Below are 23,872 nucleotides of genomic sequence, written 5' to 3' on the forward strand. Positions count from 1 at the left end.
GACCCAGCGTGTAGCCGCCTGGTGCATACACGGCCGCCGGACTTCGCACCGCTTTGACGGGTACGGGCGGATCCTCGCTGATACCCGCCAGATGACGCACGATCAACCGTTCCAGCTCTTTTTCGCTGGTGTCGGAGGGTTTCATATGCTCTCCAGCAGGCGGGCTATGGCTTCAGGCGACGGCAACTGGTCCTTCAGCTTCTTCGGCAATGTCTTGGTGATTTCGTAAGTCGCCACGCCGATTGGCTTGCGCGCGTCGAGCAAGGCGTACTCGACGATGGTGCGCTTCTTTTCCTTGCACAGGATGATGCCGATGGACGGGTTCTCGTCCTGCTGCCGCGCCTGCGCGTCCAGTGCGGCTAAGTAGAACTGCATCTTGCCGACGAACTCCGGCTCGAACTCGCCGATCTTCAACTCGATGGCAACCAGCGCACGCAGACGCCGGTGGAAGAGCAGCAGGTCGATAAAGTATTCCTTGCCTTCCACCTCCAGCCGATACTGGCTGCCCATGAAGGCGAACATACCGCCCATCGCGCGTAGAAAGTCCTCGATTCGAGCGATTAGCGCACGCTCCAGTTCGCGTTCGCAATGCTGCTCGCCCAGTTCGAGAAAGTCGAAAGCGTATTCGTCCTTCACTGCCAGCTTGGCCTGCGCTCGCAGGGCCGGAGTCAGCGTCTTGTCGAAATTGGTCTGGCCCAGCAACGACTTCTCGTAGCTCTGGTTATCGATCTGGTGGTCGAGCACATTCTTCGACCAGCCGAACTTGCGCGTCATGCGCAGGTAGAATTCGCGCTCCTGCGCATCCTTGCAGCGTTCGAGGATCATCAGGTTGTGGCTCCAGCCAATTTCTCGCACCAGTGGTGCGAGTTTTGCCGCACTGCGGTAGGTCTCGAAGAAACTCTTCATCCGCCACAGGTTGGACGCCGAAAAGCCGGCCGTACCCGGAAAATCCCGCTGAAGGTCCGCGGAAAGCTGCGCCACCACGGCTTTGCCCCAACCTTCGCTCTGCTGTCGTTCCACGATCAATCGCCCGATGTCCCAGTACAGGCCGATCAGTTCTTTGTTGACCGCGCGCAACGCCACGTACTGCGCGGACAGAATGCGCGCCCTTATCTCAGCTAGCAAAGCTGGATAATGCTTGGCCAGACCTTCCTTGGCAGCGCTGGATTCCCGCGCCGCAGGTGCGAGTTTCTTGCGGGTGGTTTTCTTACTCGTCGCCATCAGCCTCCTCCTCATAAGCAGGGTCAGCTTCCTCATTTCCCAACGCGGCGAGGTCATCATCGCTGACTACATCGTCCGGGCCAGGCTGCCAGCCACGCACATCCACCTGGCCAGTGACGGCATCGGCGATCAAACGATCGCGGTATTCGCGGATGAGCGTGATCTCGTTCCAAATCCGCTCGATGACGGCGTCTTGTTCTGCTGTCGCGATTTGGAGCGCGCTTAGGATTTGATCCTGTTCGTCCAGAGGCGGTAGGGCGATTCGGAAATTTTTGACAAAATCAAGTGGCACACGCTGCTGGCCCGCCGCTCCCGTCATGGCATCAGCACCGAGAACCCGGAATGTCCTGAGCGATAAGAGCTTTGCCAAGAACGCAGGTCTGATTCTCCCAACCGCAGCCCTGAGCACAATGAACTCCGTCGTGCCAAAGCCGATCTCGGTCGGCAGCTCATCCAACAATCCCCCCTTTCCGTTCTCGAAACATGGCGTGATTTTGGCCATGACCACATCGTTGCGACGGAAGTAGGTGTAGCCCTCCCAGACTTCCGAGGTCCTTCTGCTTTCTACGTTTCGTAGCTTCCCATCCGTCTTGATGCACTCCATTGGAAGGAATGACACCGACTCATCGCTAAGGCGAAGTGCGACGCTCTCTGACCGTGACGGATTGAACACCGCAACGTGCTTGAGCTTGCATGTATCCCAATGAGTTGGGATCTGAAAAATCCAATTGATGCCCGAGTCGCGCTTTGCTGTGCTGGCATCAAGACCCTGCGTAACCGCGGCCTCGATGATAGTTTGCTTTTGCTCGGTCAGTAGATCGATGAGATCGCGCTTGGCCTTGATGAAGCGGGCGATATGCGCGTCCTGCGCGTGCAGGTAGGCGACGATCTGGTCTTGCTCAGCGCGTGCGGGTAACGGAATTTCGAGTGCCGCAAATCGGTCAGAGTAGAGTCGCAAGAAACCGGATGTACCAGTACCAAGCCCCTTCGATTCAGAACGGAACAAGCCACGCATCGGCCACGAACGGAACAGATGGCCGAGGTACTCCGGGTTGTCGTCGCGAAGCAGACGGAACACCGCATAGTCCGGACTTACCAAACCGGACTGGCGATTACGGAAGAACATCGCATTTCCCGCTTGCATCCTGTTCAACACCAGTTCGTTCGGCTGCGCCTTCTTATAGCCAATGAGGTTATCCGCGTCGATTCGCTTGGCTGAAACATCGTTGTGCGGTACCAAGCCACGGTGCTGACGCATCGACAGCAGGGTTTCTTCACCCGTTTTCGTCCGGTCGTCGATTTCCCGTAGGAAGTTCTTAGCACGCAGCGATGGCCAGTGTTCCGGCACACGCGAAATCCAGCGAGAACAAACTTGCCGATAGTTTGGATACGCGCCTGCCGCCATTACACCGTCCTCACTATCTTTTGAAGCAAGCCTTCAGTCTGCTGCTCAAGCATCAAAATGTCTGCGCGGATGTCTTCTAACGAGCGCAACGGTGCGGGCCGGTAGAAGTAGCGAGCGAAGGAAATCTCAAAGCCGATCTGGGTTTTCTCACTGTCGATCCACGCATCCGGCGCGTGCGGCAGCACTTCGCGCTCGAAGAAAGCGTCGATGCCGCCCGGTTCCTTCAGCGGCACCTGCTCGGTGTCGCGCAGGTCGCTGTCGGGTTCGTACTCCACCATAAAGCGATCCTTGCCCACGGTTTCCAGATATGCACCGTCGAAGCCCGCCTCGAAGTATTCGCCCTTCTTCAGCTTGCTGCGCTTGGCCACTACCGGCGGCGCTGCCTCGTCACGCCAGCTCACCGCCTTGAAGATGGCTTTCCTGTCCGCAGCAGTGGGTTTCTTGTCGTGCTTTTTCATCGCCGCGTCGAACTTCGCGCGGAAGACGTTGTGGTCGTCGAACACGGCGTCACCGAGTTCATGCCGGGCGAGCAGCGCCAGTTCCAATAGCGCCTTATCGCGTTGCCACGTCGAAGCATCGAGCAGCTTTTTGCGACGCTTTTCTGGCACGGCCTTCCTGGCAGGTACGCGGTCTTCGTCACCGTCCTCCATGACGTCTTCGTCCTCGCTGTCGCCCTTGAGCCATGCCTCGATTTCAGGCTTCAATTTGGAGAAGCGGGTGTAGAGCTTATCGCTGTGCTGAGTGTAGATTTCGGCGCGCAACGCCTCGTCGCCGCTGGCGTAACGCATGGCTTCGATGGCGCGGGTCTTCAATTGGCTTTTCAGGCGCAGCGGGCGTTCAACGGTGACCTTCCAATAGCCGAAGTCCTGCGTGTCGAACCATTTGGACTCCGCCGTTTCCGGTGCTTCGCCCAGATACAGGTCGAGGATGCGCTGGATGTCGGCCTCGGCCAGTTCGCAGTTCTTCTTGCCGAGGTTGCGACGCAGCGGCGCGAACCACTTGCCGGCGTCGATCAACTGCACTTTGCCCTTGCGATGCTTGGCCTTGCGATTGGCCAGCACCCAGATGTAGGTAGCAATGCCGGTGTTGTAGAAGATATTGAGCGGCAGGGCGATGATGGCCTCCAGCCAATCGTTTTCCAACACCCAGCGACGAATATTGCTTTCGCCTTGCCCCGCGTCGCCGGTGAACAGTGCCGAACCGTTGTGGACGAGGGCTATGCGACTGCCCAGCGCGGTGTCGTGCTTCATCTTGGAAAGCTTGTTCACTTGGAACATGAGCTGCCCGTCGCTGGAACGGGTGATGAGCTTGAACTCGGCATCGCCGCCATGCTTGATCATGAAGCGCGGGTCGTTGAATTCCTTCTTGCCGCCCATGCGCTCCAGATCCGTTTTCCAGCTTTTGCCGTAGGGCGGATTGGAGATCATGAAGTCGAACTCGCGGCTTCGGAATTGGTCAGCCGACAGCGTGGATTTGTCCGCGCCACCGACGATGTTCTCGGCCTCCGCCCCTTCGCCTTTCAACAAAAGGTCAGCCTTGCAGATGGCGTAGGTTTCATCGCTGATTTCCTGCCCGAACAGGTGGATGGAGACTTCCTTGCCGTGTTGTTCGGCCAGTTCCTGCAAGGCTTCTTCCGCCACGGTAAGCATGCCGCCAGTGCCGCAGGAGCCGTCGTAGAGCGAGTAGGTGGAGGATTCGATGCGTTCGGCCACGGGCAGGAACAGCAGCTTGGCCATGAGCTTGACCACGTCGCGCGGAGTAAAGTGCTCGCCCGCTTCTTCGTTGTTCTCTTCGTTGAAACGTCGGATCAACTCCTCGAACACGGTGCCCATGCCATGGTTGTCGAGCGCGGGTAGCTTAATGCGCCCGTCAACGTCCTTGACGGGCAGCGGCGAGAGATTGATCTCGGGGTCGAGAAAGTCTTCGAGCAAGTAGCCAAGGATGTGGGCATCGACCAGCTTCTGGATCTGGTTGCGGAAATTGAACTTGGTGAGGATTTCCTGCACGTTGGGCGAGAAGCCGTCCAGATAGGCGATGAAATCCTCGCGCAGGCGCTGACCTGCGGCGCTGGCCTTGAGCTTGGCCAATGTGAACGCTGAAATGTTGTAGAAGGCCTGCCCGGCCGCGGCCTGGAGCGCGCCTTCCTGATTCGCCACCTTGGCCTTGTCCAGCAGTTTCTTGCGCTCCAACACCGCCTGTTTGGTCGGTTCCAGCACCGCATCGATCCGCCGCAGCACGGTAAAGGGCAGGATTACGTCACGGTACTTGCCACGTACGTACACGTCGCGCAGACGGTCGTCGGCGATGTTCCAGATGAAGTCGGCGACCCATTTGATTTGGCTTTGGTCTGGTTGTCGTTTCTGCATCATGAGCGCTTCAATTCTTCATCCGGAAATACTTTTAGAGGCAAGCCATGGTTGACTTGCAATGGTCTGCAGTGTCACTGCCTGTGGCAAATCCATGTCTCTGGCCGTGCTTTTGCTGGCAGCGTGGATACACTTTGGTGAGGTCTTCGATGGTGAAGTCATTCATGCCCCATCAGTCCAACACGACAAGGAATTCAGTCGCCAACGCGGTCGGCTGGACATCCCGGACGTTTCGTTGCAGCGAGACCAGCCCGTAGTCCGCCATCAGCCGCAGGGTGCGCGACAGGTTCGGCACCTTGCGGCCGCTGAGTTCGGCCAGCTCCGTCAGTGACTTGGGTTGCTTGTCATGGATCAGGCGCAGCAGACGGCGGTTGTCGTCCGACAGCACCGCTGCCAGCGATGCCAGGGAGGGAAACCAAATACTTGGGATCTCGCGTCCCTGCGGGGGCGAGCCATCTGGCTGTCGGACACCTACAACGCAGCGCTTCATGATCGCTGATCCCATCACACGTTCAAGTACGATGATATCAGTGCCTGATAATCATAGTCGATCAAAATCGCGGCGAATCACAAAGGGTGCATTCGACAAGCCTTGGAAAGGGCAAGGGAACGGCGCACAAGGGACAACGGCTCGATCCGGAAAAAGATAGGGCCCTGACTCACGCTACAGGATTGTCCAATTGCACCAGGTCCGCCGATTGTCCGTGGACACTGTATTACTTCCCGATGCAGAACGAACTGAAGATCGCGCCCAGCAAGTCATCGCTGCTATAGGTGCCGGTGATTTCCCCGAGCGCATGCTGTGCCTGGCGAAGTTCTTCAGCGGCGAGCTCGCCGGCATGCGAATCGCGGAGCACGTAAGCGGTGCGGGCCAGATGATCGGAAACGTCTCCAAGTGCCAGGATATGGCGGCGGCGCGCACTGAAGGCACCTTCTCCGGCACCAGCGCCGGCTAGCTGCTTCAGTTGGTCGCGGAGCAGGTCGATGCCTTCACCTGTCTTGACCGAAAGCCATAGCCATCTCGCCTTGTCATGCGTTTCCGTACGCGATAGTTCGCCTTCAAGATCGATTTTGTTGACGACGACGATGCGTTCGATGCCGGCAGGAAGATCGTGTAGCCACGCCTGGTCTTCGCCTGCATGTTCAGCATCGGTGACCAGCAGCACAGCATCGGCGCGTTCCCGCTCGCTGTGCGCACGACGTACACCTTCACGTTCCACCGGGTCATGCGTGTCACGCAAACCGGCGGTGTCCGCCAATTCCAGCACGATGCCGTCGAGCGAGATGTTTTCGCGCAATACATCGCGAGTGGTGCCGGCGATATCGGTAACGATGGCACGTTCGCTGCCGGCGAGGGCATTGAGCAGACTTGATTTGCCGGCATTCGGCCGGCCGACGATGGCGACGCGCAAACCATCGGTCAGACGTACGCCGCGTTGCGCTTCGCGCAGCAGATCGGCAAGGTGCGCGCGCAAGGTTTCCAGTTTCAACGCAATCGCGGGATCGGCGAGGAAGTCGATTTCTTCCTCGGGAAAATCGATCGCCGCTTCGATATGCACGCGCAATGCGATCAGCGCTTGCAATAGTGCGTCGACTTTGCGCGAGAACACACCTTCCATCGATTGCAGCGCGGCACGTGCGCCAGCTTGCGATCGCGCGGCGATCAGGTCCGCTACGGCTTCCGCCTGAGCCAGGTCGAGTTTGCCGTTGAGGAAGGCACGCTCGGTGAATTCGCCCGGACGCGCCAGGCGTGCACCGAGTTCGCACATGCGGCGTAGCAGGGCATCGAGCAACACCACGCTGCCGTGGCCCTGCAGTTCGAGCACGTGTTCGCCGGTGTAAGAGCCTGGGGCAGGGAAGTACAACAGCAGGCCGCGATCGATCAGTTCATCGCGTGCATCACGGAACGCAGCAAAATGTGCATGGCGCGGTGAAGGCGCGCGACCCAGTAGATTTTTCGCGATGGCCGGCACCATTGGGCCGGAGACGCGCACCACCCCGATGCCTGCGGCGCCGGGTGCACTGGCGATGGCGGCGATGGTGTCGTCGTGCGGAGTATGGGCGGTCATCGCGTATCAGCATAACCGCAGCGGGCGGCTATGGGCCGCCCGCGCGAAGAGCTTTTCCTCAGGCCGCGGCCGGTGGTGCGGCATCGGCACGGCGCATCATCCACCACTGCTGCAGCAGACGGCAGATGCCGTTGACCGCGTAGTAGAGCACCAGGCCCGACGGGAAGAACAGGAAGATCACCGCGAACATCAGCGGCATGAACTTCATCATTTTCTGCTGGGCCGGGTCCATGCCCGGTTGCGCCGGCATCATCCACTGCTGGGCCAGCATCACGATGGTGTACAGCACCGGCAGCACGAAGTACGGATCGGCGGCCGACAGGTCATGGATCCAGCCGAAGAACGGCGCCTGGCGCAGCTCGACGCTGTCGCGCAGCACGTAATAGAGCCCGTAGAAGATGGGGATGGTGATCAGCAGCGGGAAGCAACCTGCGGCGGGGTTCACCTTCTCCTTCTTGTACAGCTCCATCATCGCCTGCTGCATCTTCTGGCGATCGTCGCCGTAGCGCTCCTTCAGCGCGTCGATGCGCGGCTTGAGCTTGCGCATCTTGTTCGCCGATTCGAACTGCGCGTTGGTCAGCTTGAAGGTGGCGAGATTGATCAGCAGCACCAAAAGGATGATGGCCACGCCCCAGTTGCCGGTAGCCTTTTGGAGCAGGGCCAGGACGCCGTGCAGCGGCACGGCAAAGAGCTTCAGCATGCCGTAGTCGATGGTGAGGTCCAGGCCTGGTGCTACTTTTTCCAGCACGTCGGGTAGTTTCGGACCTACGTAGAGCTGTGCCGAACTGCTGGCCCGCTGACCTGGCGCCACACTGAACTGCTGACCGACGCTGCGTATCACATACCGCGGCTTACCAGTTTCCTCATTGACCACGGTGCTGGAAAACTTATCCGCTTCCTTCGCCGGCCCAATCCACGCGCCGAGGAAGTAGTTCTGCATCACCGCCACCCAGCCGCCGGTCGCCGGCTGGTCCTGCAGCGGGGTCTTCTTGAAGTCGCCGAATTCCAGCTTCTTGAATTTCTCTTCCGGGCTGTACCACGCAGCGCCATAGAAGCCGTAGCGCGACTGGTCGGAAATGCGCTGCAGGAAGTTGCTGTACACCGCCGGTGGGCGGTCCGCGCGCTGCAGCTGACGATAGGCCTGGCCATCCCAGGTCTTGCCGCTGCCGTTGTCGATCTGCTGGTCGAGATCGATCACGTAGCTACCGCGATGCAGGGTGTAGCGCTTGGTCACCTTCACGCCGGAAGCATCGGTCCAGTTGAGGTCGACGTTCAGGGCGTCCTGGCCAGCCGCCAGTTCATAGTTGGCCTGCGCTGCCTGGAAAATCGCCCGATGATCGGGTGCGGCGCCGTCGGCACTCACCAGCCCGCTTTGCGCGCTGAAGTAATCGGCGTCGCCGTCGTCGAGCAGGCGGATCGGCGCCGGATTCGGATCCTTCTTCGTCCGTGGGGCGACCAGGTATTGCAGGAGTTCGGAACGCACGATGCTGCCACCACGCGTGTCGATGGTCAGGCGCAGGACATCCGTGCTTACAGTGATCAGTTGCGCGGTTCCCGCGCTTGCATTGCCGCCGGCGATGGTCGGTGTTGCACCCGGTTCGCTGCTGCTGCCTTGGGTGGCAGTCGCTGCGGTCGCTGGCGGTTTCGGGCCGTAATCCTGTTCCCACTGCTGGAACAGCAAATAGGCCACGCCCAGCAAGGCGAAGAGTAGGAAGGTGCGCGTTTGATTCATCGCGTAGCGATCCGGCAAGGGGTCCCGCCATGGCGGGCCAGGGGGACAGGAAGGGAGAAGATCAGCTAGCCATTGTGGAGCCGTCGCCTTCACGCTTCAACGGCGGCAATTTGCGCCACAGGGCGTCGAGTTCGGCCAGCAGCACGGAACCGGGGAGAGTGCAGGCTTGCTCGCGCGCCGTCACCATGAGATCTACCGGCGGCAGCCCGTGCAGGGCGCGGCGGAACGATTCACGCACCAGCCTTTTGATGCGGTTGCGATCCACGGCACGCTTGGAAACCCGCTTGGAAATGGCCAGGCCGAGCCGGGCGTGGCCCAGGCCGTTCTGGCGATAGCGCACAGAAAAACAGCGGCCGCCGAGGCGGCCGCTGGCTTGACGCAAGGCTGCAAAGTCACCGGCTCGGCAAATCCGCGCCTCGCGCGGCAGGCCGGCGGTGCCCATCGGCGCGATCGCTTACGGGATCAGGCGCTTGCGGCCCTTGGCGCGGCGGGCGTTGAGCACCTTGCGACCGTCGGCCGTGGCCATGCGAGCACGAAAGCCGTGCGTGCGGGCGCGCTTGAGCTTGCTGGGCTGGAAGGTCCGCTTCATGGCTTCCTCCTAATAGTGATTGGGTGAAAAAGATCGCGGATTATGCGGACCGGGAGCGGTCTGTGTCAAATACCGCCCGGTCGGCTGCTTGTGGATATCCATGTGGATAGTTACTGGGTAGGTGCTGGTAGACTTCCCGGTCCACCCTGCGCGAAAGCGCCCCTGCTGTGGTTGAAAGTATTCATGAGTGATCTGTGGCGGCGCTGTCTGGAGCGTCTTGAAGGCGAATTGAGCGCCGAGGACCTGCATACCTGGCTGATGCCACTGCAGGCACGCGACGATGCGGACGGTTTGCAGCTATACGCGCCCAATCCCTACACGTTGGACGCCGTTCGCGATCGCTACCTGCCGCGCATCGAGGCAGTATTGACCCTGCTCAACGGCCAGCGCCTGCCGGTTCGGCTTGAAGTGGGTTCCAGCGCCGTCGCGGCCGGCAACAGCCGGCCTGCCCCCGTCCCGACCGCGGCCAAGCCGGCCGCCGTGGTCGAGGCCGCTCCGGTGCATTTCCATCACAACCTGGACCCGCACTACACCTTCGAGACTTTCGTGGAGGGCAAGTCCAACCAGCTTGGCAAGGCTGCCGCGATGCAGGTGGCGCAGAACCCGGGGCGGGCCTACAACCCCCTGTTGCTGTATGGCGGTACCGGCCTGGGCAAGACCCACCTTATGCACGCCGCCGGCAACCTGATGCGCGAGCACAACCCGAATTTCAAGGTGTTGTACCTGCGCTCGGAGCAGTTCGTCGGCTCGATGATTGAAGCGCTGCGCACCAAGAGCATGGACGAATTCAAGCGTCGCTTCCGTTCGGTGGATGCGCTGTTGATCGACGACATCCAGTTTTTCGCCGGCAAGGACACCACCCAGGAGGAGTTCTTCCACACCTTCAACGCGCTGTTCGAATCCAAGCAGCAGATCATCCTCACCTGCGACCGCTATCCGAAAGAGGTGGACAAGCTGGAGCCGCGCCTGAAATCGCGCCTGGGGTGGGGTCTTTCAGTGGCGATCGAGCCGCCGGATTTCGAAACGCGCGCGGCGATCCTGTTGGCGAAGGCGCACGAAAAGGACGTGAAGGTAAGCGAAGACGTGGCGATGCTGTTGGCCAAGCGCATTCGCTCCAACGTGCGCGACTTGGAAGGTGCGCTCAATACGCTTGCAGCGCGCGCTAATTTCTACGGTCGGCCGATCACCACCGATTTTGCAGAGGAAACCCTACGCGATCTGCTCGCCACGCATGCGCAGGCGGTGACCGTGCCGAACATCCAGAAGATCGTCGCCGAATATTTTGGCGTGCGTTTGCAGGATCTGCTTTCCAAACGGCGCGTGCGTTCGCTGGCGCGGCCACGCCAGATCGCGATGGCGCTGTCCAAGGAACTCACCGAACACAGCCTGCCGGAAATTGGCGAGGCCTTCGGCGGGCGCGACCACACGACCGTGCTGCATGCCTGTCGCACCATCCGCAAGCTGTGCGAGACCGATACGCGCATGCGGCAGGATTGGGAGCAGCTGATTCGCACGCTTACCGGTTGATCAGCATGAATAAGCGCTTGAAAACTGGGCGCATATCCTGTGGATAATAGGTAGACGCCTTGACACGCCAAAGTTATCCACTAGTGATGCACAAGTCGCGAAGCGTGCAAGACACAGGGGGATTTTTCTTAACCCTTTGTTCTGTAAAGATAATTTGTACTTTTCAAGTTATCCACCGCCTCAACTGCAACCACTATCCTTCTTTTAAAAAACAGAACTGCAGATAGGGAAAGCACAATCATGCAATTCAGCATCCAACGAGAAGCACTGCTTAAGCCCCTGCAGCAGGTCGTCGGCGTGGTGGAACGTCGCCAGACCTTGCCGGTGCTTGCCAATCTTCTAGTCAAAGTCGGCAACGGCAAGCTGTCTTTCACCGGGACCGACCTCGAAGTCGAAATGGTGGCTGCTACCGATGCCGAGAAATTGGTGGATGGCGAAACCACGATTCCCGCGCGCAAGTTGTTCGATATCGTTCGGGCGTTGCCGGACGGTGCCAAGATCGAGTTGAAATTGAATGGCGATCGCGTCGCATTGAACGCGGGCCGCAGCCGTTTTACGTTGGCGACGCTGCCTGCTACGGAATTCCCGACCATCGATGAAATCGAATTGGTCGAACGCGTGAGCCTGCCGGAAGAAGTGTTGCGCGACTTGATGGAGCGAACCTCATTCGCCATGGCGAACCAGGATGTTCGCTATTACCTCAATGGCATGCTGCTGGATCTGCAGGAACATGCGTTGCGCTGCGTAGCTACCGACGGCCATAGACTGGCGTTGAAAGAGACACACCTTGAGAGCAAGGTGTCGGCTCGCCGCCAGATCATCATTCCCCGCAAGGGTGTGAATGAGTTGGTGGGTTTGCTGGAGTCCGGTGACGGATCGGTGGACCTGGAGTTCGGACGCAACCACCTGCGGGTACGTCGTGGTGAAGTGGTGTTCACTTCAAAATTGATTGACGGCCGTTTCCCGGATTACGAAGCGGTGATTCCGTTGGGCGCGGACAAGCGGGCCACGCTGGATCGGGAAATACTGCGTGGTGCCTTGCAGCGAGCTGCGATTCTCTCGAATGAGAAGTACCGCGGAGTGAAGCTGGAGTTCTCTCCAAGCAAGTTGCGCATCGTTGCGCATAACCCGGAGCAGGAAGAGGCCGTAGAGGAAGTCGAGGCGGATACCGGGGTTTCGGACCTGACCGTCGGCTTCAACGTGGGTTATTTGCTCGACGCTCTCGCGGCGCTGCGCGGTGATAAGGCGCGGTTGAGCCTGCGCGATGCGCAATCGAGCTGCCTGGTGCAGGAGGACGATAACGAGCAGTCGCGTCATGTGATCATGCCGCTGCGACTCTGACCTGCTAGCGCATGTTTGGTTGCAGGCAGTTGTTGCCCTTGCGACGCCGGAGCCCCAAGCTCCGGCGTCTTTGTTTGGAAGCCCGGAAGCTATGAGATTGGAGCGTCTGCACCTGCAGAGATTGCGCTGCATCAGCGATGCGAGCTTGGCATTCGCGCCAGGGTTCAACGTGCTGGTCGGAGCGAATGGGGCGGGTAAAACCTCGGTGCTGGAGGCCGCTTTTCTCCTTTCGCATGGGCGCTCGTTTCGCAGCGGAGCACGGGAAGCCTTGCTGCAGCGCGGGGGAGGCGGCTTGAATATTTTTTCGAGCGTGGCGCACGAGGGCGGAGCGGTCCATCGGCTGGGACTAGGCAGGGAGGGCTCGCGTTGGGAAGCTCGTCTCGACGGACAGGGCGTCACCGTTGGTGAGTTGATCCGGGAATGCGCCGTGGTGTGCTTCGAACCAGGATCCCACGCGTTGATTGCCGGTGGGGCGGAGGAGCGGCGACGTTTCCTTGACTGGGGTGTGTTCCACGTGGAACAGGAATTCCTGGTCACGTGGCGGCGCTACCAGCGCGCGCTAAAGCAGCGCAACAGCTTGCTTCGAGCTGGGTCTCCAGCCGATGACGCCTTGTTTGGCCCTTGGGAAGCAGAGCTCGCCCGCACGGGTACCTTGATCGACCAGTGGCGTCGGGCCTACCTGGATGCCCTGCTGCCGTTCCTCCGGGAGCAGGCTGCGCTGCTATTGCCCGAATTGGGTGCGATCGATTTGCGCTATCGCAAAGGTTGGTCGGAGGACGAGGATCTGGCGGCCGTGCTGGCAGCGCAGCGGTACAGGGATCAGGGCAGGGGACATACCAACTCGGGGGCCCATCGTGCAGACTGGTCGGTGTCGTTTCAGCTCGCGCCGCAACGGGAGCACCTTTCTCGTGGCCAGGAAAAGTTGACTGCGTTGATCTGTGTGCTCGCTCAAGCCTGGCTGGATGCGGGCAAGCGAGGAGAATGGCCCATCGTCTGCCTGGATGACCTGGCTTCCGAGCTGGATCTGGCCCATCAGGCAGCCGTGGTCGGTAGCCTGGAGCGAACGCCGGCACAGGTGCTCGTCACAGGCACCGAACTGCCCCAAGTGTTGGCTTCGCTGCCGATCAAGATGTTCCACGTGGAACAGGGGCATTTGACGCCCCTGCTATAATCGATCGATTGCATCCAGCCCGGCCCTCATGGCGCCGCACCGGGCGGACTATTGGCGTCGGAACATGGTTATTGCATGAACGCATCCTACGATTCGGACAGCATCAAGGTACTCAAAGGCCTCGAAGCGGTGCGCAAGCGCCCTGGCATGTACATCGGCGACACCGATGACGGCACCGGCCTCCATCACATGGTGTTCGAAGTCGTCGACAACTCCATCGACGAAGCCTTGGCTGGCTATTGCGACCACGTCATCGTAACCATCCATGACGATGGTTCGGTCAGCGTGCAGGACAATGGCCGCGGCATTCCGGTTTCCATCCACCCGGAAGAGGGCCGCTCCACCGCGGAAGTGGTCATGACGGTGCTGCATGCCGGCGGCAAATTCGACGCGAACTCCTACAAAGTGTCGGGTGGCTTGCACGGTGTGGGCGTGTCGGTGGTGAACGCGCTCAGCGACCACCTCTGGCTGACGATCTACCGCGACGGGCACGAATACCAGCAGGAATACAAGCTGGGCGAACCCCAGTATCCGGTGAAGCAGGTCGGTTCTTCCGAGAAGCGTGGCACCACCGTGCGCTTCCTGCCCAGCCCGCAAACCTTCTCCAACATCGAATTCCACTACGAAATCCTGGCCAAGCGCCTGCGCGAGCTGGCGTTCCTCAACTCCGGCGTCAGCATCGACTTGTACGATGAGCGTGGGGAAGGGCGCCACGATACATTTGCCTACGAGGGTGGCATCAAGTCCTTCGTGCAACATCTGGCGCAGCTCAAGACCGCGCTGCACCCGAACGTCATCAGCCTCACCGCCATGCAGGACGCGATCACCGTCGACCTCGCGATGCAATGGACGGACTCCTACCAGGAGACCATGTTCTGCTTCACCAACAACATCCCGCAGCGCGACGGCGGTACGCACCTGACCGGTTTCCGTGCTGCGCTGACCCGCGCCATCCAGGCCTATATCGAGAAGGAAGGCCTGGCCAAGAACGCCAAGGTCACGCTGTCCGGCGACGACATGCGCGAAGGCCTGATTGCGGTGCTGTCGGTGAAGGTGCCGGACCCGAAATTCTCCTCCCAGACCAAGGACAAGCTGGTTTCGTCCGAGGTCAAGACGGTGGTGGAGCAGGTGGTCTACGAAAAGCTCGGGGACTTCCTGCTCGAACACCCCAACGAAGCCAAGGCCATCGCCGTCAAGGTGGTGGATGCCGCCCGTGCGCGCGAAGCGGCCCGCAAGGCGCGCGAAATGACTCGCCGCAAGGGCGCCCTGGACATCGCGGGCCTGCCGGGTAAGTTGGCTGACTGCCAGGAAAAGGATCCTTCCCTGTGCGAATTGTTCCTGGTCGAGGGTGACTCCGCCGGCGGCTCTGCCAAGCAAGGCCGCAACCGCAGGACGCAGGCGGTACTGCCCTTGAAGGGCAAAATCCTCAACGTGGAAAAGGCACGCTTCGACAAAATGCTTTCCTCCGCCGAAGTCGGCACGCTGATCACCGCCCTTGGCACCGGCATCGGCAAAGAGGACTACAACCCCGACAAGCTGCGCTACCACCGCATCATCATCATGACCGACGCGGACGTGGACGGCTCGCATATCCGCACGCTGCTGTTGACCTTCTTCTACCGCCAGATGCCGGACCTGATCGAGCGCGGTCACGTCTACATCGGCCTGCCGCCGCTCTACAAGCTCAAACAGGGCAAGCAGGAGTTGTATCTGAAGGACGATGCCGCCCTCAACGCCTACCTGATTTCCAGCGCGGTGGACAATGCCGAGCTGGCGTACAGCACTGCCGCACCGCCGATCACAGGTGAGGCGCTGGAAAAGCTGCTGCGCGATTACCAGGTGGCGCTGGACCAGATCGAACGCCTCGGCCATCGGTTCGATGCCAACGTGCTCACCGCCATGGTCGAGCACGCGCCGATCGAACCACGTCACTGGGAAGAAGCGGCTGCGATGCAGGATTGGCTGGATGGACTCAGCCGCCACCTCGCCTCGAGCGGGCTGGGCAAACCCCGATATCGCTTGGCGTTCCGGAGCGCCCACGGCGAACAGCCGGCGGCGATCGAGGTCGTGCGCGAACAACATGGGCTCAGCCACACTTGGCTGCTGCCGCAGCCGTTCTTTGCGGGCTCGGAATTCCGTCCGATCCACACCATCAGCCAGCACCTGGCCGGATTGATCCAGACCGATGCCGTGATCCGCCGTGGTAACGCAACACGTGGCGTGCTGCGTTTTGGCGACGTGCGCAGCTGGTTGCTGGAAGAAGCGAAGAAAGGCCGCACTATCCAGCGCTTCAAGGGCCTGGGCGAAATGAACCCGGAGCAGCTGTGGGAAACCACGGTCAATCCGGAGACGCGCCGCATGCTGCAGGTCGGAGTCGAGGATGCCATCGCCGCCGACCAGATGTTCTCCATGCTGATGGGCGAAGCGGTCGAACCGCGTCGCGATTTCATCGAAGCCAACGCGCTGAAAGTGGCGAACCTCGACATCTGATCCGACATCCAGGCGCTGCGGCTCGCGGCGCCTCGATGCGGTCCATCGCACTAATGCATTAGCACATCAACACAACCCTACACATGATCGTCACCATGGTCGCTCGATCCTCGTGTCTGCGCGGGACACTTTTTAGCCCACAATGCGGCGGCGTATGGCTGTAATACCATAAGCATTTGATTTTAAAGAAACTTTAATGCGGCAATGCAGCTTGTTATCGGTAGCAAGCTCAGGTTAATCTCAGTGATCCCCCGCACAGCTCGTGCGTGAAAACCGACTCCTTTCATTTTGAGGAACGCCATGAAACATGCTTCCCTGAAGATGCTGGCCGGCGCAGCGTTTGCGTTGATGTTGGCAAGCACTCCGGCGCTAGCAAGCGACAAGTCGTCAGGCGACCAGCAGAAAGCGGCTCCGCTATACCCCAATGCGACCCGCAAAGAACCGAAGCTGGATCTGACCGACAAGAAAGAGCAGGAAGCGCTCAACAAGGGACTCGATGCCGCGCAGGCGAACGACAAGGATCAAGCGACGCAGTTGCTGCAACCGCTGATCGACAACAGCAAGAGCAAATACGTTCAAGCGATGGCGCAGCAGGGCCTGGCCCGCGTGCACGCGACGAACAACGATCTGCCGGGTGGCATCGATCTGCTCAAGCATGCGCTCGACAACGGCATCATGCCGAACGATGCGTACTTCCAGCTCGAATACGAACTGGCCACGTTCTACTTGCTCAACCAGCAGTACCAGCCGGCAATCGACGAAGTCGAGAAGTGGCGTAGCGAGGGCAAGAAGGAAACGCCCGAGTCCTACGCGCTGGAAGGTGAAGCCTATTACCGCATGCAGAAATATCCCGAATCGATCACTGCCATCAAGAAAGCGCAGACGATGACGGACAAGCCGGATCCGCGCTGGAACCAATTGCTGATGCTCGCGTACAACGACTCCGGCCAAAAGGACAAGGCGGCCGAGATCGCCAAGCAGCAGGTTGCGGCAACACCTACCGATCCCACCAGTTTCCACAACGCGCTGAGTCTGGACATCCAGATGAACAAGTACGATGACGCGTTGAAGCTGATGGAAGATGCCAAAGCGAAGGGTTTGCTCACCACGGAGAGCGACTACGTGACGCTGGCCAAGCTGTACATGAACAAGGCGCAGGATCAAAGCACGCAGGATCCGGGCCCGCTCACCGACAAAGCTGTGCAGGCGCTGCAGGATGGCATGAGCAAGGGCGTCGTGAAGTCCACAGTGGAAAACTATCTGCTGATGGGTGACGCGCACATGATCGGTGGCGACGCAGGTGCTGCAGCCGCTGCGTATGAGAAGGCTGTTCCGTTGGCGAGTGACGGTGAGCCTGCCTACAAAGCAGGCGTTGCACTGATTTCGCAGAACGAAAACAGCAAGGCCAAGCAGCTGCTGCAACAAGCCATCAACAAGGGCGTGAAGCACAAGGGCAAGGCCTACATGGCGCTCGCCCAGGCAAACGTTGGCCTAAAGGACAAGGCTGGTGCTGCCGAAGCAGTGCTGGAAGCCGAGAAGGACCCGGAAACCAAGGCTCAGGCCCAGAAGTGGCTGAAACAAGCCAATATTGGCGGTTGAAAAAGCATCCTGGCGAATGTGTTTGGCCGACCAGATGGACGTCTATAAGTTTGTCATCTTTCGCCTACACAAAAGCTATACAAACGCCATGTGCTGTTGTACCGTTGGACTTTTCCCGCGTTGTCCAGTGGCAAATGTCACCCCTAGGGGAGCGGACTTTGCCGGTGGCTGCTGCGACCACGTCTTTCCCCATTACTAGCTCCTGATTGAAAGCGACAGATGGCCTCAAGTAACCAAGATACCGGCGCTAAGCCGTTCAGTTGGGGGCGCACATGGGCGCTGGCGGTAGCCATCGCGCTGCATGGATTTGCGTTCCTGATCCTGATCGCGCCCGCAGCGCCGCCCAAAACGGCTGAAGTTCAGAAAGAAAAGATCGTGCAGGTGAACTTCATCGAGCCGCCGCCGCCGCCTCCCCCGCCGCCGCCGCCGCCGCCGGAGCCGCCTAAGCAGCCGCCGCCGAAAGTCGTCAAGCAGGTGATACCGCCGCCGAATCCGCCGCCGCCGGCGCCGCCGCCGGCCGTGGAAGAGCCGTCCAACAATCCGGCTCCGTCGCCGCCGCCTGCTCCGCCCGCTCCGCCGGCACCGCCTGCGGATATCAAGGCTGGCGTGGACCCCTCTTACCGCGACAAGCTGCAGCCGAAGTATCCGCCGCAGGCTATCCGCCAGCGGCACGAGGGTACGGTTATCCTCGAGGTCGTCGTCGGTATCGACGGCACTCCGAAGAGTGTCACGGTCAAGCAAAGCAGTGGTTTCCGCGAGCTTGATCGTGCAGCGATGGAATCGGTCCAGAAGGTCCACTTCAACGCTGAAATCAAGAACGGTAAGCCGGTCGAATCGACGGTAGATATTCCGATCACCTTCAACCTTAACCAGCTGTAGTCCCCATTACAGTTACAGTTCACGCCTGACTTCCAAGGGTAGCGCTTATGTTCCAACAGACTCCTGCTCCGACCGATGCCGCTCCGGCTCTGGGTGGCAATGCCAATGCCCAGGCCATGCAACAGATGGGCTTCGGCGACCTCATCCACCACTTCGATCCGCTCGGCTGGATCGTGTTCGTCGTGCTGGTGGTGATGTCGTTCTCCTCCTGGTACTTCATCGTCGCCAACGCCATCCGCAACGCTATGGTCCGTAGCCGCGCCGATGGCGTGATCAACGGCTTCTGGGCCAACAACTCCACGCAAGACGCGATTCGCGAGCTGGAAGCCCAGCCCAAGGGCGAACCCTTCTCGAAGATCGCTCTGGACGCGGCCTCCGCAGTGGCCCACCACCAGCAGGCCTCTGCTGGCGGCGGTCGCCTGGCCGAATCGCTGAGCCGTTCGGAATTCATCGATCGCGCCCTGCGCCAGGCCGTTGCCCGCGAAAGCTTGCGTCTGGAAGGCGGCATGACGCTGCTCGCCACCGTCGGTTCGTCCGCACCGTTCATCGGTTTGCTCGGTACCGTGTGGGGCATCTACCACGCCCTGATCCGTATCGCGGCTTCCGGTAATGCTTCGATGGAAGCGGTGGCGGGTCCCGTGGGTGAAGCCCTGATCATGACCGCGTTCGGTCTGTTCGTGGCTATTCCGGCCGTGCTCGCGTTCAACTTCTTCACCCGTTCCAACCGCCTGACCTACGCCCGTTTCGACGAATTCGCGCATGACCTGCACGACTTCTTCGCTACCGGTGCGCGCGTCGAAGGCGTTGCTCAATCTCAGAAGTGAGGTATTGACCCATGGCGATGAGCACCGGAGGATCCGAGTCCGGCGCGCCGATGTCGGAGATCAACGTCACGCCGCTGGTCGACGTGATGCTGGTGCTGTTGATCATCTTCATGATCACAGCACCGCTGATGTCGCACCGGATCACGGTAAAGCTGCCGACGGCAAATCCTCACCAGCAGGAGAACACCCCTCCGCCCGAGGTCGTGGATCTTGCGATCAAGGCGGACGGCAGCATGTACTTCCAGGACAATCAGAATCCGCTTACCGATGCGGAACTGAAGGCCCAGTTGCAGGCTTTGGCGCAACATTCGCCTCAGCCCGAGCTGCAGATTCGCGCAGCGCACGATGCTGAGTTCAAAGCGGTCCGTAAGGCCCTTGGCGACGCCAAGGAATCCGGTCTGGTCCACGTCGGCTTCATGACGACCGGCAAGGAGTGATGCGCCATGGCATTTAGTACAGGTGGCGGTAAGGGCCCGATGGCGGACATCAACGTCACGCCGCTGGTCGACGTGATGCTGGTGCTGCTGATCATCTTCATGATCACGGCGCCGATCCTGACCCACAAGGTCAAGATCGATTTGCCTCAGCCGAATCCGAACGTGATACCGCCAAGCAATCCGCCGGAGCCGATTCATCTGAAGATCGACCAGGGCGGTGCGTTCTACTGGAACGACACGCCGGTGGACGAGCAGCAGTTGAAGACGCAGATCGCGATCATTGCGACGAAGGCCGAAGCGGATCAGCCGGAAGTGCAGATCGATGCGGCCGATCAGGTGCCTTACCAGGTTGTCGCACGCGTGCTGGCTGACGCGAAGAGCTATAACTTGAACAAGATCGGCTTCACCGAAAGCGGGCAGTAAAAAAAGTAACGGTTGAATCGGAACAGTTCAACCGTTGCCCCAGGCGTTACCCACAGAACCCCCGCGCAAGCGGGGGTTTCTGTTTGCGTGCATGCCGGGAAGACAATCCCGGCCACATAAAGCGCAGAAGACGCTGGGATTGCCATCCCAGCCTACAAAATTTATAGCCGTCTAGACGGCCATACGTCAGCGAAGAATCTGCAGGTAGTTACGCACTGCATTGGCAAGCCCTTCATATAACGCTTCGCCAATCAACGCATGTCCGATGGACACCTCGGCCAATCCGGGAATGGCGGCCCGCAAGGTACCCAGGTTCGCCTGGCTCAGATCATGGCCTGCGTTCACCGCCAGGCCAGCCTGTTGCGCGCGGCGTGCCGTATCCACGCACAGTTCCAGCTGCTCCTTCGCATCCCCATCCGCGAAGGCTTGCGCATAAGGGCCGGTATAGATTTCCACGCGCTGTACGCCCAATGCCACTACGTGCTCGAAACCGGTGGCACCCGGATCGACGAACAGGCTCACCCTGCAACCAAGCTCGAGGAACTGGGCCACCAGGGGACGCAGGCGTTCGGCATCCTGCGCCAGGTCGAAGCCATGATCCGAGGTGATCTGCCCGTCGCTGTCGGGCACGAGGGTTACCTGGGTCGGGCGTACTTCGCGAGCCAGCGCGATCAGTCCGGGATATTCACCGCGTGGTGCCGCAAAGGGATTGCCCTCGATGTTGTACTCGACGCGTCCCCGCAGGATGCTGGCGAGCAGGCGCACGTCGTCCGGTCTCACGTGACGCTGATCGGGACGCGGATGCACGGTGATGCCGCCGCAGCCTGCTTCGATACAGGTCACTACGGCGCGGGCAATATCAGGTTCGTTGCCGCCGCGCGAGTTGCGCAGTACGGCGATCTTGTTGAGATTGACGCTGAGCAGGGTCATGGAGAACGAAGACCAAAGCGTGGGCCGGACACAGTGCTCCGATCAGCCGCTGTCGGCAAGTGTCCAACATGCCAACTCTCGCGCCGATCCCCGCCAGGCAACGCTGGCGACATGCCCGATATCCGGCGATAAGGGATGAAGCTGCCATTGCGTAGCATCGTCTCCATCCAGCCAGAGCAGGCCGGGTGAAGCCGGTGCTACCGCCAGCCTCAGACGCTCCAGGCCGAACGCGATGCCGCGACCCATGGCCTTGAGCACCGCCTCCTTCGCCGTCCAGAGTTGCAGAAAAGCCTGCTCGCGCTGCGACTCGTCCAGCTTGGCCAACGCCACGGTTTCTTCCGGGTGAAAGTAACGTTCGGCGAGCTGCATCGCTCGTGGACGCGGACGCAGCCGCTCGATATCGACGCCCGGCGAGCAATCGCGCGCTATCGCGACCAGCGCCGCCTTTCCCGTGTGCGACCAGTTGAATTGCAGTTGGCGGCCCCAGGGTTCGGCGAGTTCCGGCCGGCCATGCTCTCCTTCCACCAGCGTCACCGCACTGGCCGGCAAACCAAGATAGCTACCCAGCAGTGCGCACAAAGGCGCCCGCCGGTGGTCCCGGTCGTAGCCGAGCCGCCACACGTGGATCTGATCTTTGCCCAATCCGGCCGCGATGCCGGCGACATCCTGGCCCAGGCTCGTTCGCATGCGCGCATGCTGCCGGAAGGTCATGGCGCGATACAAGCACCGGAATCCCAATTCGTAGGCTGGGTTGCGAACCCAGCATTGACATGCATGCAACCTGCGCAATGCTGGGATTGCCATCCCCGCCTACGAGGCCCCCGGCGTAAGTCGAAGCAAGCGGCCACTCAGCGTATCAAGCGCTCATCCACCAGGTTCTTCACCACGGTCGGATCGGCCAATGTGGAAATATCGCCGAGCTGGTCAGGCTGGTTCTCGCCGATCTTGCGCAGGATGCGGCGCATGATCTTGCCCGAGCGCGTCTTCGGCAGGCCCGGCGCCCACTGCAGGTAATCAGGCGTGGCGATCGGACCGATTTCCTTGCGCACCCACGCCACCAGTTCCTTGCGCAGTTCCTCGCTGCCCTGTTCGCCGGCAACGAGCGTCACGAAGGCATAGATGCCCTGGCCCTTGATCTCGTGCGGGCAGCCGACCACCGCCGCTTCGGCGACTTTGGGATGCGCCACCAATGCGCTTTCCACTTCGGCGGTGCCGATGCGGTGGCCGGAAACGTTGATCACGTCGTCGACGCGCCCGGTGATCCAGTAATAACCGTCTTCATCGCGACGCACGCCGTCGCCGGTGAAGTAGTTGCCGGGATAAGCCTTGAAATAGGTTTCGATGAAACGCTCGTGATCGCCGTACACGGTGCGCATCTGGCCCGGCCAGGAATCGGTGATCAGCAGATTGCCTTCCGCCGGTCCTTCCAGCACGGTGCCGGTGGCGTCAACCACGGCCGGTTGGACGCCGAAGAACGGCAAGGTGGCCGAACCGGGTTTGGTATCGATGGCGCCGGCCAACGGTGTGATCAGGATGCCGCCCGTTTCGGTCTGCCACCAGGTATCCACGATCGGGCAGCGCTCGTCGCCCACCACGCGGTAGTACCACTCCCACGCTTCCGGATTGATCGGTTCACCCACCGAGCCGAGCAGGCGCAGGCTGGCGCGCGACCACTTCTTCACCGGGGCTTCGCCTTCGCGCATCAGCGCACGAATGGCCGTCGGCGCGGTGTAGAACAAGCTCACTTTGTGTTTGTCCACGACCTGCCAGAAGCGGCCGAAATCCGGGTAATTCGGCACGCCGTCGAACATCAAGGTGGTTGCGCCATTGGCAAGCGGACCGTAGACCACATAGCTGTGCCCGGTAACCCAGCCCACATCGGCCGTGCACCAATAGACGTCGTCCTCGCGCAGGTCGAACACCAGCTCGTGCGTGAAACTGGCGTAGACCAGGTAGCCGCCCGAGGTATGCAGGACGCCCTTGGGCTTGCCGGTGGAGCCGGAGGTGTAAAGGATGAACAGCGGGTGTTCCGCTTCCATCGGCTCGGCCGGGCAATCCGCCGACTGCCCTTCCATCAGCGCGTGGTAATAGCGATCGCGCGGCGACTGCATCGCCACCGCCGAGCCCGTGCGGCGCACCACGATCACGGTTTCCACGCTGTTGGTGCCGGGCCGTTGCAGGGCCGCATCGACGTTCGCCTTGAGCGGAATCTTCTTGCCGCCGCGCAGGCCCTCGTCCGCCGTCACCACTACCTTGGCGGTGGAATCGGCGATGCGGCCAGCGAGCGAATCGGGCGAGAAGCCGCCGAAAACCACCGAATGGATCGCGCCGATGCGCGCGCAAGCCAGCATCGCCACCGCCGCCTCGGGAATCATCGGCATGTAGATGGCGACGCGATCGCCCTTGCCTACGCCCAGATGCTTCAGCGTGTTGGCGAATTTGCACACTTCCGCATGCAGCTCCCGATAGCTGATGCGGCGTGATTCGGAAGGATCGTCGCCTTCGAAGATGATGGCGGTCTTGTCGCCGCGGGTGGCCAGATGGCGATCCAGGCAGTTGGCCGATACGTTGAGCTCGCCGTCGTCATACCAGCGGATGTGCAAGTCCCGCGGATCGAAGGAAACGTCGCGGATACGGCTGGGCTTCTTCGTCCACTCCAGCCTCTCGCCGATGCGGCCCCAGAAACCTTCGGGATCCTTCACGGATTCGGCATATAACTTTTCGTAATCAGCCTTGCGAAGGTGCGCGTTGGCGGCAAAAGTAGGATCGACCGGATAAATCTTTGACATGTCAGCCTCCTGCTCGCCGGTCTGCCGGGAGCACAACCAGTAAATGACCGCTTGACACCGCTCCGCGGTGTCACCCGCCC

The 23,872-nt window shown here is 60.6% G+C and carries 20 protein-coding genes; 9 read left to right on the forward strand and 11 right to left on the reverse strand.

The window, feature by feature from the left end; genetic code table 11:
* Nucleotides 1–141 precede the first annotated feature (141 nt).
* The 8 genes from EKH80_RS11550 to rpmH form a co-directional block, all read right to left on the reverse strand.
* On the reverse strand, nt 142–1,221 hold the full coding sequence (locus EKH80_RS11550; RefSeq protein WP_126684910.1) for a PDDEXK nuclease domain-containing protein: 1,080 nt from the start codon (nt 1,219–1,221) through the stop codon (nt 142–144).
* Nucleotides 1,208–2,626, reverse strand: a complete 1,419-nt coding sequence (locus EKH80_RS11555) for a restriction endonuclease subunit S (protein ID WP_126684911.1) — start codon at nt 2,624–2,626, stop codon at nt 1,208–1,210. The genes EKH80_RS11550 and EKH80_RS11555 overlap by 14 nt, the downstream gene beginning before the upstream one ends.
* Complete coding sequence (locus tag EKH80_RS11560) at nt 2,626–4,992, reverse strand: type I restriction-modification system subunit M (protein WP_126685002.1); 2,367 nt, start codon at nt 4,990–4,992, stop codon at nt 2,626–2,628. Before EKH80_RS11560 ends, EKH80_RS11555 begins: the two co-directional genes overlap by 1 nt.
* A 172-nt stretch (nt 4,993–5,164) precedes the next feature.
* Entirely contained in the window at nt 5,165–5,482 is a 318-nt protein-coding gene (locus tag EKH80_RS11565) for an HVO_A0114 family putative DNA-binding protein (protein WP_126684912.1), read from the reverse strand.
* A 226-nt stretch (nt 5,483–5,708) separates the two neighbouring features.
* The gene (gene mnmE / locus EKH80_RS11570; protein WP_126684913.1) at nt 5,709–7,061 is read right to left on the reverse strand and encodes a tRNA uridine-5-carboxymethylaminomethyl(34) synthesis GTPase MnmE; all 1,353 of its coding nucleotides are present in this window, start codon (nt 7,059–7,061) and stop codon (nt 5,709–5,711) included.
* Nucleotides 7,062–7,119: 58 nt separating this feature from the next.
* Nucleotides 7,120–8,793 (reverse strand): membrane protein insertase YidC, encoded by a 1,674-nt coding sequence (yidC, locus tag EKH80_RS11575; RefSeq protein WP_126684914.1) that lies wholly within the window; start codon nt 8,791–8,793, stop codon nt 7,120–7,122.
* Between the two features lie 61 nt (nt 8,794–8,854).
* Nucleotides 8,855–9,235 carry a ribonuclease P protein component gene (gene rnpA / locus EKH80_RS11580; RefSeq protein ID WP_126684915.1) on the reverse strand — a complete coding sequence of 127 codons (381 nt, stop codon included), beginning with the start codon at nt 9,233–9,235 and terminating at the stop codon, nt 8,855–8,857.
* A 12-nt stretch (nt 9,236–9,247) separates the two neighbouring features.
* Nucleotides 9,248–9,382, reverse strand: coding sequence for a 50S ribosomal protein L34 (gene rpmH / locus EKH80_RS11585; RefSeq protein ID WP_007510029.1), 135 nt, complete (start codon nt 9,380–9,382; stop codon nt 9,248–9,250).
* A gap of 183 nt (nt 9,383–9,565) precedes the next feature.
* Here rpmH and dnaA point away from each other — a divergent pair, with 183 nt between their 5' ends.
* From dnaA to EKH80_RS11630, 9 genes are all read left to right on the forward strand, one after another.
* On the forward strand, nt 9,566–10,909 hold the full coding sequence (gene dnaA, locus EKH80_RS11590; protein WP_126684916.1) for a chromosomal replication initiator protein DnaA: 1,344 nt from the start codon (nt 9,566–9,568) through the stop codon (nt 10,907–10,909).
* Between the two features lie 240 nt (nt 10,910–11,149).
* Complete coding sequence (gene dnaN / locus EKH80_RS11595) at nt 11,150–12,250, forward strand: DNA polymerase III subunit beta (protein ID WP_126684917.1); 1,101 nt, start codon at nt 11,150–11,152, stop codon at nt 12,248–12,250.
* Nucleotides 12,251–12,341: 91 nt separating this feature from the next.
* The gene (gene recF, locus EKH80_RS11600; RefSeq protein WP_126684918.1) at nt 12,342–13,421 is read left to right on the forward strand and encodes a DNA replication/repair protein RecF; all 1,080 of its coding nucleotides are present in this window, start codon (nt 12,342–12,344) and stop codon (nt 13,419–13,421) included.
* Nucleotides 13,422–13,496: 75 nt separating this feature from the next.
* Nucleotides 13,497–15,911 carry a DNA topoisomerase (ATP-hydrolyzing) subunit B gene (gene gyrB, locus EKH80_RS11605; protein WP_126684919.1) on the forward strand — a complete coding sequence of 805 codons (2,415 nt, stop codon included), beginning with the start codon at nt 13,497–13,499 and terminating at the stop codon, nt 15,909–15,911.
* A 300-nt stretch (nt 15,912–16,211) separates the two neighbouring features.
* Complete coding sequence (locus tag EKH80_RS11610; protein ID WP_196240378.1) at nt 16,212–17,510, forward strand: tetratricopeptide repeat protein; 1,299 nt, start codon at nt 16,212–16,214, stop codon at nt 17,508–17,510.
* A 219-nt stretch (nt 17,511–17,729) separates the two neighbouring features.
* Nucleotides 17,730–18,389: an energy transducer TonB gene (locus EKH80_RS11615; protein ID WP_126684920.1), complete on the forward strand. Its 660-nt coding sequence runs from the start codon at nt 17,730–17,732 to the stop codon at nt 18,387–18,389.
* A 47-nt stretch (nt 18,390–18,436) separates the two neighbouring features.
* Complete coding sequence (locus tag EKH80_RS11620; RefSeq protein WP_196240379.1) at nt 18,437–19,213, forward strand: MotA/TolQ/ExbB proton channel family protein; 777 nt, start codon at nt 18,437–18,439, stop codon at nt 19,211–19,213.
* An 11-nt stretch (nt 19,214–19,224) separates the two neighbouring features.
* On the forward strand, nt 19,225–19,650 hold the full coding sequence (locus EKH80_RS11625; protein WP_126684921.1) for an ExbD/TolR family protein: 426 nt from the start codon (nt 19,225–19,227) through the stop codon (nt 19,648–19,650).
* A 6-nt stretch (nt 19,651–19,656) separates the two neighbouring features.
* A complete protein-coding gene (locus EKH80_RS11630; RefSeq protein WP_126684922.1) occupies nt 19,657–20,073 on the forward strand; it encodes an ExbD/TolR family protein in 417 nt (138 codons plus the stop codon).
* A 186-nt stretch (nt 20,074–20,259) separates the two neighbouring features.
* Here the strand turns inward: EKH80_RS11630 and EKH80_RS11635 are convergent, their stop codons facing one another.
* The 3 genes from EKH80_RS11635 to acs form a co-directional block, all read right to left on the reverse strand.
* Entirely contained in the window at nt 20,260–21,003 is a 744-nt protein-coding gene (locus EKH80_RS11635; protein ID WP_126684923.1) for a pyridoxine 5'-phosphate synthase, read from the reverse strand.
* A 42-nt stretch (nt 21,004–21,045) separates the two neighbouring features.
* Nucleotides 21,046–21,690, reverse strand: a complete 645-nt coding sequence (locus tag EKH80_RS11640; protein ID WP_126684924.1) for a 4'-phosphopantetheinyl transferase family protein — start codon at nt 21,688–21,690, stop codon at nt 21,046–21,048.
* Nucleotides 21,691–21,851: 161 nt separating this feature from the next.
* The gene (gene acs, locus EKH80_RS11645) at nt 21,852–23,792 is read right to left on the reverse strand and encodes an acetate--CoA ligase (RefSeq protein WP_126684925.1); all 1,941 of its coding nucleotides are present in this window, start codon (nt 23,790–23,792) and stop codon (nt 21,852–21,854) included.
* Between the last annotated feature and the right edge of the window lie 80 nt (nt 23,793–23,872).

The organism is Dyella choica (assembly GCF_003977665.1).
GTDB lineage: Bacteria > Pseudomonadota > Gammaproteobacteria > Xanthomonadales > Rhodanobacteraceae > Dyella_B > Dyella_B choica.